Below are 8,615 nucleotides of genomic sequence, written 5' to 3'. Positions count from 1 at the left end.
CCACCTGTCCTCTTCTTGACACTGACGCTGTGTCAGTCTCGGGGTCGCTCACGCCACTTCCGCACGACGATCACGATCCCGGTGACTGCCGCCACCACGCCCCACACCACTGCCAGGTTCCGTTCGTAGTCCAGCGGCAGCACCGACGGGTTCGGCGGGGGTTCCGGGCGCAGCAGGGCGGGCAACGCGATCAGGGTCGCCGCGGTGCCCGCGGTCAGGCCGCCCAGGACCGTACGCCGCACCCACGGACGCGGGCCGACCCCGGGCCGCACGCGCATGACCAGCCACGCGATTGCGAACACGGCGACCGCGAAGACGAAGTCGTGCAGCAGCAGCCCCGCCACCAGCCAACGCAGCACACCCCAGCGGTCGACGTAGTCGGGTTCGTCGAGCAGCCCGGCGACGCCGTAGCCCATCGCGGCGAGACCGATCGCCCCCAGCAGCAGGCGGAACACGCGGACCGTGTTCGCAACAGGCTCTGCCGGCCCGGTGGTTCGCGTCGTCACAAGACCTCCATCGTCGCCACCCACTTGGTCTGCAGTACCCCGGGCCGGTTCGGTGCGATGATCCGCGCCGGATAGCCGTGGTCCTCGGCCAACGGTTCACCGTTGATGCCGAGAGCCAGCAGCGTCAGAGGGTCGCGCGTGTACTCGCGTCGCATCTCCGTCACCGAGTACGGGCTGAAGCGCTCCCACGAGGTCACCCGCAGCGTGGCGTCCTCGGGCGCGCCGACGCGGTCGAGGAGGTCGCGTACCCGCACACCCGTCCACTTCGCCGACGCGCTCCACCCTTCCACGCAAGCGATCGGCAGCGACACCGTGTGCTGCGGCATGGCCAGCAACTCGTCGCGCGACAGTGCCAGCACGGTGGCGCCGGAGGTGATCGTCAGACGCCAGCCGGGGTCCCGGATCGGGCCCAACACCCCGGCCTGCGCGGCGGTCCGGTTGACGGGCAGGCGTTGCGGGCCGACGCCGGGTCGGCGCGGCGCGAGCGGGGAGGCCTTCGCGAGCGGCGATACCGTCTGGCCGATCGTGGCGAGCGTCACCAGTCCGACGGACGCGCCGAGCGCCGCCATGAGCCCGCGCCGGGTCGGCCCGTCACCGGAGACAGGCGCCTCGGGGCCGCGTGCCGCCCAGTACCGGGTGATCGCCGGGAGCTGGACGGCGATGTGCAGCACGAGCGCGCCGGTCGCCACCCACCCGATCCAGTAGTGCACCGGCACAAACGGAAACGGCCACGGATACCACTGCACGACATTGATCAGGCCGCTGACCAGCTCGAACAGCGACGCTGCGACGAGCACCGCGATGGACAACCGTTCGAGCGCGTGCCGCACCGAACGCGCCGGGGGCCACGCGAACAGCCGGGGATACACGACCCACAGCTTCACCAGCAGCAGCGGCACGGCAGCGATCCCGGCCGCCACATGCAGGCTCTGTGTCACCCGGTAGCCCCACACCGGCCGGCTGGGAAACGTCAGCCAGCTCGGCTGATGCTGCATCAGATGGCTCAGTACACCGGTCAGAAAGCACACCACGAACGCCGCGCCCAGCAGTCTGCCGACAACCACGGCGGTGCGCGGGTCGTGCAGGGCGCCGCGGAACGCCTCCGCGCGCAGCGGACCACGGCGCAGCACGGCAGGCGGCTCGGGCAGGCGAACGTCGTCGGGAATCCTCCTCATGACGCCACTCAATCCCCGCGGAGGCCCCCGCGTACCGCTTCGGATGCTTACGGAGTGCTGACATCACGACGCGGCGGCGCCGATCGCGGGGCTCCGGCTGCCATCGTCGAGTCATGCCCCAAGGCACCGACACGCCGCCGCAGGACACCGCGCACACAAGCCCCGGCTCCGAGCCGATCGTCCCTGCGGCCACCCGCGCCGCGCCCGTTCTCGCCACCGCTGTCGCCGCGCTGCTCGCGGCCGCGCTCGGCGGTGCGATCGCGTACGCGGTGCACGGCCCGCACACGCGCCCCGGCGACCCCAAGACCTACCTCGTCTACGCGCTGGCCTGGGCCGTGTTCGCGCCTGCCGCGTTTCTCGTGGTGCGCCGCGTGCCGGTGCGTGCGGCCGTCCCGCTGATCGTGCTCGGCGCCGTCGCGTTCCAACTCGTCGCCCTCACCGCGCCCCCGCAGACGAGCGACGACGCCTACCGCTACGCCTGGGACGGACGCGTGCAGGCGGCGGGGATCTCGCCGTACGAGCACGCCCCGCAGGACCCGGAGCTGCGACACCTGCGCGACGAATGGCTGTTCCCGGCCGGCACGTGCACCGGATGGTTCCACCACCGGCTCCCCGACGGCTCGTGCACGCTCATGAACCGCCCTGCGGTACACACCATCTACCCACCCGTCGCGCAGTACTGGTACCGGGCGATCCACTTCGTGACGCCCGACGGCGCACGCGAGCCCGTCCAGGCGGCGTCCGCGCTGGTGGCCGTCGGCGTCACCGTCGCGCTGCTGTTGATCCTGCGGCGCTTCGGACGCGACCCCCGGTACGCGGTGGTGTGGGCGTGGTGTCCCATGGTCGCCCTGGAGTCCGGCAACAACGCCCACATCGACGGCCTGGGCGCGCTGCTCATGCTGTGCGGCCTGGCCGCGGTGGCCTCGCGACGACCGGTCCTGGGCGGCGTGCTCACCGGCGCGGCGATCGCGGTCAAGATGTTCCCGGCCGTTTCGCTCATCGGAGCCGTGCGGCGAAAGCCTCTGGTCACGGCGGGAGTTGCGGCACTGACCGCCGCCGCGACGTACATCCCCTACCTCGTCATGTCGGGCCCGGCCGTGTTCGGCTACCTCCCGGGTTACCTGCGCGAGGAGCGCTACGACGACGGCGCTCGCTTCGGACTGCTCGGTCTCGTGATGCCGGAGCGCGCCACTCCGTACGCCGCAGCTGCGGTGCTGCTCGCGGCCGCCGTCCTGGTCGGCCGCCGCTCCGACCCGGACCGGCCGTGGAGCGCCGCACTGACCATGACCGGCACGCTTCTGCTCGTGCTGACGCCCAACTACCCCTGGTACGCACTGTTGCTGGTCGCTCTCGTCGTCCTCGACGGCCGGGCCGAGTGGCTCGCGGTCGGCCTCGCCGGCTACGGCATCTACTTCACGTGGTCCATGGGTCTGACCGACCAGCAGATCCGAGCCGTGCACCAAGGCTCATACGGACTCGCGCTCGTGGTCGTCGCCGCGGCGGCGGCGGTCCGCGCCCACCGCCGCCGCGACCGTCGGAACGTACCCTCGACCGCCAGCCCGGTCGCGTTCTCGGCCCTTGGGCCGCCGCTGACTTCGGTCCAGCGGTCGAGTGGCCGCCCGAACAACGACACGGCATCGAGCCTGGACGCGTAACCCTGTTTCACACATCCGCGGCGAACCGTCCCGCCTTGGGACAGCGTGCGTGGCCGAAATGGCTGAGGGCCCGGCGACTGCCGGACCCTCAACGCTCGTAGCGGGGACAGGATTTGAACCTGCGACCTCTGGGTTATGAGCCCAGCGAGCTACCGAGCTGCTCCACCCCGCGTCGGCATGATCAGTCTAGGGCCTTCGAGGGGCCGGTCCGACCACGTTCGACGCGGCTCGGCGCGAGCCAGTCGGCGGTTTTCCACAGGAATCGCCTCACAACGGCCGACACATCGAGTGGAATCGCCGTGGGTGACGAGCAACACACGAGTGCGACCTTCGCGGTCAGCCCCGGAGGGGGTCGGGCTGGTCGAAGTGCGGGATTCCGACCGCATGCGTGTGATCTCCGTGTGCGGCGGCTTCCCGGGCAGTGCGGTTGGTCCGGGGACTGAAGTGGCACTGACGACGCGTCAGGCAGACGGCTTGCGCCAGGCCCAGATTCCGTCCGGCGCGTCCGGGACAGGTTCACAGCCGGCGGCGCGCAGTTCGGCGTCGAGGGTGGCCTGCGAGACGACGACGGAGGGGAAGGACACCGTGTCCTGCGTGACGAGTGCGTTCGCTTCGTGCACGCGGTAGGTGATGGTCCACACCATGCCGTCACCGTCGATCCGCGCCTGGGTCACCGTGTCGTACCTGCGGCGGCCGAGGGAGCGTCCGGGCACCACGGACGGCGGGATGTCGGTGGGTTCCTGCGGGATCTGCTCGTCGGTGATCACGAGGCCGCCCGGCCGCAGGCGGGGCACCCAGTGATGCCATGCCGCCTGGCGATCGACGTCCACAAGGTGGGTCAGCATGTGCAGCATGACCACGGCGTCGAGAGGTTCGGGGACGTCGGCGGTGACCGCGTCGTGCGGCAGAACCGTCACCGGTGGGTCGTCCAGGGACGCAAGGCGGGTCACCAGCGCCGCACGCATGACGGCGGAGGGCTCGATGGCGAACAACTCGCCTTCGGTGGATAGCAGTTCCAGCAGGACGGACGTGAACAGTCCGGTACCCGAGCCGACTTCCGCGATGCGGTCGCTGCCCGACAACAGTGCGCGGAGGCCCGCGGTGATCCGACCGCGCTGCTCGGCGGGGAAGATCAGGTCGTAGTACTGGGCGTTGACGGCGTAGCCGTCCTCACCGGAGTGATCGGTCATCGGACGGGCTCCCGGGTGTCGGTGGCGAGGCGCGGGCACGCGCCGTGGGACAGGAGTTGCTGTCTGTGACAGGTCTTTGGTCTTGGCGGGTGGCGCGGGCCGAGCGGGTGTCGCGGTTTGGGCGGTGTGGTCGGGACTCGGTGCGGGCCGTGTGGTCAGGACTCGGTGCGGCGGCCGGCGCGTGCCGAGCGGGTGTCGCGGTTTGGGCGGTGTGGTCGGGACTCGGTGCGGGCCGTGTGGTCGGGACTCGGTGCGGCGGCCGGCGCGTGCCGTGCCTGGCCGCCGCGCCTTCGTCGCGTCAGTCGCGGGGGTCGATCAGCCCCCGCTGGTACGCGCGGACGAGGTTGCGGGGGATGAGGTGTTCACGCCCGTCAAGCGTGATCGGAACCAGATCGGGTGCCGTCGCCTTCCACTGCGCCCGGCGGCTGCGGGTGTTGGAACGGGACATGCGGCGCTTGGGAACGGCCATGGGAGCAAGCGTCCTTCGGGTTGTCGGTTGTCGGTTGTCGGTTGTCGGTTCGGCTTCGTCGAGTGCCGCTACCAACTGGATTTGCGGATGCCGGGCAGGTATCCGGCGTGGGCCTGTTCGCGGAACCTGACGCGGGACAGGCCGAAAGTGCGCAGGTGGCCGCGCGGGCGACCGTCGACCGAGTCGCGGTTGCGCAGCCGGGTGGCACTCGCGTCGCGCGGCTGCCGGCGCAATTCCCGTACTGCCTCGGCTCGTTCGGAGTCGGTTGAGTGCGGGCTGCGGATGATCTCCTTGAGTTCGGCGCGGCGTTCGGCGTACCGGGCGACGATCTCGCGTCGCTGGTCGTTTTTGGCGATCTTGCTTTTCTTGGCCATCAGATCTTCTCCCCGCGTGCCCGGATCGCGGCGACGACGGCTTCGATGCCGCGCCGGTCGACGGTCTTGATGCCCTTGGCGCTGAGGGTGAGGGTGACGTATCGGCCCTCCGACGCCAACCAGTAGCGCTTGCGCTGGATGTTGGGGTCGAAGCGGCGCCGGGTGCGTCGATGGGAGTGGGAGATGTTGTTGCCGAAGGCGGGTTTCCTGCCGGTGACTTGGCAGTGTGCGGACATGGGTGTCTCCGATGGGTCGGGCGCCGGTCGGTCCGGCGCGGGGGGTCAGGGCTGTGAGTGCGCGGGTCTGTCCCATGCGGGGAACGGGTCGTCCGACGCTCCCGGGAGCGGCTCGTCGGCGCCGAGCAGGCAGTCGCCGAGCGCGGCGCGGAGTGGTTCGGGGCGCAAGTCGGTGCCGATGAACACGAGTTCCTGTCCGGCGGGCACGTCGGCGTCGGCGGTGCCGGCGGGCTCGAAGCGCGCGACCGGCCCCGCCTGCGACCACATCCCGGTGACAAGGGGGCGCGTGGCGAGGCGGAAGAAGCCTTTCGACCGGATGACGTCCCCGAAGCGGCCGTTTCCGAGGTCTCCGTTCAGCAGGTCCCACAGTCGGCCGGGATGGAACGGCCGGGGGTCGCGGAAGACCAGGCTGGTGATGCCGTACTCCTCGGTCTCCGGGACATGGGGGTCACCGTTGAGCTCGGCGACCCAGCCGGGTGCCTGCTCGGCTTTTGCCACGTCGAACAGCCCGGTGCCGAGGACCTGTTCGAGAGGAACGGCACCGTGATCGCCGCGGATGATCCGCGCGAGGGGATTGAGTCTGCGCAGTGTGGCGTGGAGGCGCTGCTCGCGGGCGGTGTCGACCAGGTCGGTCTTCGACAGCACGATGACGTCGGCGAATTCGACCTGGTCGACGAGCAGGTCGCTGACCGTGCGGTCGTCGTCCTCGTACGCGGCCAGTCCGCGCTCCGCCAGGTCGTCACCCGAGGCGACATCGAGGGGAAACGCGCACGCGTCGACCACGGTGACCATGGTGTCCAGACGGGCGAGTGCGGTCAGGTCCGCGCCGTCGTCGCGGAGACACGAGAACGTGGCCGCGACCGGCATCGGCTCGGAGACTCCGGTCGATTCGATGAGCAGGTAGTCGAAGCGGTCGGCGCGGGCCAGGCGGGCGACTTCGTCCAGCAGGTCTTCGCGCAGTGTGCAGCAGATGCATCCGTTGGTCAGTTCGACGAGCCGTTCGTCGGTGCGGGTCAGTGCGCCCGAGCCGGCGACCAGGGCCGCGTCGATGTTGACCTCGCTCATGTCGTTGACGATGACCGCGACGCGCAGCCCGTCGGTGTTGCCGAGCACGTGGTTGAGCAACGTCGTCTTGCCCGCGCCGAGGAACCCCGACAGCACCGTCACGGGCAGGCGGGTGTCGCCGACGAGCGGAGACGCGGCGGTCACCGTTTGGTCCTGGTGGCGCCGACGGGTGCGGAGGCGTACGGCAGCAGGGCCATCTCGCGCGCGTTCTTCACCGCGCGGGCGACGTCGCGCTGCTGCTGCACGGTCAGGCCGGTCACCCGGCGGCTGCGGATCTTGCCTCGGTCGGAGATGAACCGGCGCAGCAAATCGGTGTCCTTGTAGTCGACAGAGGTGATGCCCGCGGCGTCGAGCGGGTTCTTGCGGGGTTTGCGCGGGGCGGCGCCGAAGCGGGGCACGATGCGCTCTCCTCTCGGTTCGGATACGGGTGCGGTCAGGCGGCGATGTCGTCGAGGAATTCCGCGAAGGGATCCGCGAGCGTGCGCCAGTGGTCCGGTCCGCGCGTGTACTCGTCGTCGGTCAGCAGGCAGGAGTCCAGGAGTTCGAACAGCGGCTCGCGGTCGAGGTCGGGCGCGATGAAGCACAGGTGTTGGCCGCGGTCGCCGTGGAGCGGGTCCCAGTCGACTGCCGCTGCGGCCTGGCGCAGCGGCGGCATCGCGTCCCATTCGCGGTCGGTCAGCGAGGCGAGCCAGGGCCCGGCGGATTCGACGGAGAGCGAGCCTCCGGCGGCCTCCCACGCGAGAAGGTCGTCGGGCCGGCTGGCCAGCCACAGGCGTCCTCGGCTGCGCAGCGCCGCCGGAACCGCGTCCGCGAGGGCGTCGTACAAACGCCCAGGGTGGGCGGGCCTGCGTCGGCGCCAGACCGCGGTCACCACGCCCGCGTCCTCGTCGTCGTACGGGAGCAGCGAGCACGCGGGGTGCACGCGCGCCGCGGCGACCTGCGTGTCGAAGGCCGCCGACGTCAGCGAGTCCAGGCCGGAGGCGTCGAGCGGGAGGAGCGTGGCCGCGGGGTGCATGAGTCCCATGAGCGCCAGGCCGACGGCTTCGTCGTGGCCGCCGACGGGCGGGTACGCGAGGACGGTCGCGTACTCGATCTGTCGGGAGAGCACTTCCGCGACCGTGCCGTGGTCGTCGGGCGATGCCGCGAGCCCGAGTTCGGCCAGGTCGACGGGCCGCGCGAGGTCGTCGACGAGGAGGTCGGGGGCCACGGCGGCAATCACGGCGGCGAGTCGCAGCCGGTCGCCGCCGTGTTCCGAGATGGCCTCCGCCGCCTCCTGGGGTTCGACGCTGTCCCACGTCTCGATCACCGCGAGCCGGACGCCGCGAGCGGTCGCCATGTACCGCAGCCGGGGCAGGACGTCCTCGCGAATCCCGCAGCAGACGCAGTCGTTGGCCAGCGGCATCCGCGCGTGCTCCAGGACTCCGGACGCGTCACGGACGATCAATTCGACACAGCCCCGCTCGTCACGCGCGAGTCTTTGGTGGATGAGAACCGACCGAGGCACGTCGGCGAGCAACCGATCACCCGCCGCTTGCCGCGCCTCGGCGTGGAGGCCGGTCAGCAGGACCACGGGAAGCGGCGGCTCGGGAAGCATCGGAGGGTCCTCACACAGGGAGTACATGACAACGATTTTCATTACCGTACATGAACTCGCGGCAGGGGCGGGCATGTGATGGCTCATTGGTAATGGAAATCATGTGCAGTAAGGTCGGGCGAGGAACCAGACCCGACAACTTCCGGAGGCGGCCCATGGCCCGCAACGACGTACGGCCGATCATCAAGCTGCGCTCGACGGCCGGCACCGGCTACACCTACGTGACGCGCAAAAACCGCCGCAACAACCCCGACCGGCTCGAACTGCGCAAGTACGACCCGATCGCACGCAAGCACGTCGCCTTCCGCGAAGAACGCTGACGCCACACGCGGGCGCGGACCCACGGGGTCC

11 protein-coding genes and 1 tRNA gene are annotated in these 8,615 nt (G+C 70.6%); 2 read left to right on the top strand and 10 right to left on the bottom strand.

The window, feature by feature from the left end:
* Positions 1 to 32 precede the first annotated feature (32 nt).
* Both ACRX5W_RS32295 and ACRX5W_RS32290 read right to left on the bottom strand, forming a co-directional pair.
* The gene (locus ACRX5W_RS32295; protein WP_436791954.1) at positions 33 to 506 is read right to left on the bottom strand and encodes a hypothetical protein; all 474 of its coding nucleotides are present in this window, start codon (positions 504 to 506) and stop codon (positions 33 to 35) included.
* Positions 503 to 1,681, bottom strand: a complete 1,179-nt coding sequence (locus tag ACRX5W_RS32290; RefSeq protein WP_436791953.1) for a molybdopterin-dependent oxidoreductase — start codon at positions 1,679 to 1,681, stop codon at positions 503 to 505. Before ACRX5W_RS32290 ends, ACRX5W_RS32295 begins: the two co-directional genes overlap by 4 nt.
* A gap of 113 nt (positions 1,682 to 1,794) precedes the next feature.
* On the opposite strand from ACRX5W_RS32290, the gene ACRX5W_RS32285 reads away from it, so the two are divergent.
* The gene (locus ACRX5W_RS32285) at positions 1,795 to 3,336 is read left to right on the top strand and encodes a glycosyltransferase 87 family protein (RefSeq protein ID WP_436791952.1); all 1,542 of its coding nucleotides are present in this window, start codon (positions 1,795 to 1,797) and stop codon (positions 3,334 to 3,336) included.
* 98 nt (positions 3,337 to 3,434) lie between these two features.
* Here the strand turns inward: ACRX5W_RS32285 and ACRX5W_RS32280 are convergent.
* The 8 genes from ACRX5W_RS32280 to ACRX5W_RS32245 form a co-directional block, all read right to left on the bottom strand.
* A tRNA-Met gene (locus tag ACRX5W_RS32280) sits at positions 3,435 to 3,508 on the bottom strand.
* 289 nt (positions 3,509 to 3,797) lie between these two features.
* Entirely contained in the window at positions 3,798 to 4,526 is a 729-nt protein-coding gene (locus tag ACRX5W_RS32275; RefSeq protein ID WP_436791951.1) for a class I SAM-dependent methyltransferase, read from the bottom strand.
* A 298-nt stretch (positions 4,527 to 4,824) separates the two neighbouring features.
* Positions 4,825 to 4,995 carry a 50S ribosomal protein L32 gene (gene rpmF / locus ACRX5W_RS32270; protein ID WP_436791950.1) on the bottom strand — a complete coding sequence of 57 codons (171 nt, stop codon included), beginning with the start codon at positions 4,993 to 4,995 and terminating at the stop codon, positions 4,825 to 4,827.
* A 68-nt stretch (positions 4,996 to 5,063) separates the two neighbouring features.
* Entirely contained in the window at positions 5,064 to 5,369 is a 306-nt protein-coding gene (gene rpsN / locus ACRX5W_RS32265; protein ID WP_436791949.1) for a 30S ribosomal protein S14, read from the bottom strand.
* On the bottom strand, positions 5,369 to 5,605 hold the full coding sequence (gene rpmB, locus ACRX5W_RS32260; RefSeq protein ID WP_436791948.1) for a 50S ribosomal protein L28: 237 nt from the start codon (positions 5,603 to 5,605) through the stop codon (positions 5,369 to 5,371). The genes rpsN and rpmB overlap by 1 nt, the downstream gene beginning before the upstream one ends.
* Positions 5,606 to 5,650: 45 nt before the next feature.
* On the bottom strand, positions 5,651 to 6,814 hold the full coding sequence (locus ACRX5W_RS32255; protein WP_436791947.1) for a GTP-binding protein: 1,164 nt from the start codon (positions 6,812 to 6,814) through the stop codon (positions 5,651 to 5,653).
* The gene (gene rpsR, locus ACRX5W_RS32250) at positions 6,811 to 7,068 is read right to left on the bottom strand and encodes a 30S ribosomal protein S18 (protein ID WP_436791946.1); all 258 of its coding nucleotides are present in this window, start codon (positions 7,066 to 7,068) and stop codon (positions 6,811 to 6,813) included. Before rpsR ends, ACRX5W_RS32255 begins: the two co-directional genes overlap by 4 nt.
* 35 nt (positions 7,069 to 7,103) lie before the next feature.
* Positions 7,104 to 8,291, bottom strand: a complete 1,188-nt coding sequence (locus ACRX5W_RS32245; RefSeq protein ID WP_436791945.1) for a CobW family GTP-binding protein — start codon at positions 8,289 to 8,291, stop codon at positions 7,104 to 7,106.
* Positions 8,292 to 8,419: 128 nt separating this feature from the next.
* On the opposite strand from ACRX5W_RS32245, the gene rpmG reads away from it, so the two are divergent.
* Positions 8,420 to 8,584, top strand: coding sequence for a 50S ribosomal protein L33 (gene rpmG / locus ACRX5W_RS32240; RefSeq protein ID WP_436791944.1), 165 nt, complete (start codon positions 8,420 to 8,422; stop codon positions 8,582 to 8,584).
* The last annotated feature ends 31 nt before the right edge of the window (positions 8,585 to 8,615 follow it).

The sequence above is a fragment of the Yinghuangia sp. YIM S10712 genome, assembly GCF_051388935.1.
GTDB lineage: Bacteria > Actinomycetota > Actinomycetes > Streptomycetales > Streptomycetaceae > Yinghuangia.
The sequence above is the reverse complement of the archived record's forward strand: the minus strand, read 5'-3'. Positions and strand labels throughout refer to the sequence as shown.

What these genes read in the sequence shown, in the direction of transcription:
- rpmB (WP_436791948.1), bottom strand. Translation starts at nt 5,605, where the DNA reads ATGTCCGCACACTGCCAAGTCACCGGCAGGAAACCCGCCTTCGGCAAC.
- ACRX5W_RS32290 (WP_436791953.1), bottom strand. Translation starts at nt 1,681, where the DNA reads ATGAGGAGGATTCCCGACGACGTTCGCCTGCCCGAGCCGCCTGCCGTG.
- rpmF (WP_436791950.1), bottom strand. Translation starts at nt 4,995, where the DNA reads ATGGCCGTTCCCAAGCGCCGCATGTCCCGTTCCAACACCCGCAGCCGC.
- ACRX5W_RS32245 (WP_436791945.1), bottom strand. Translation starts at nt 8,291, where the DNA reads ATGTACTCCCTGTGTGAGGACCCTCCGATGCTTCCCGAGCCGCCGCTT.
- rpsN (WP_436791949.1), bottom strand. Translation starts at nt 5,369, where the DNA reads ATGGCCAAGAAAAGCAAGATCGCCAAAAACGACCAGCGACGCGAGATC.
- ACRX5W_RS32275 (WP_436791951.1), bottom strand. Translation starts at nt 4,526, where the DNA reads ATGACCGATCACTCCGGTGAGGACGGCTACGCCGTCAACGCCCAGTAC.
- ACRX5W_RS32285 (WP_436791952.1), top strand. Translation starts at nt 1,795, where the DNA reads ATGCCCCAAGGCACCGACACGCCGCCGCAGGACACCGCGCACACAAGC.
- rpmG (WP_436791944.1), top strand. Translation starts at nt 8,420, where the DNA reads ATGGCCCGCAACGACGTACGGCCGATCATCAAGCTGCGCTCGACGGCC.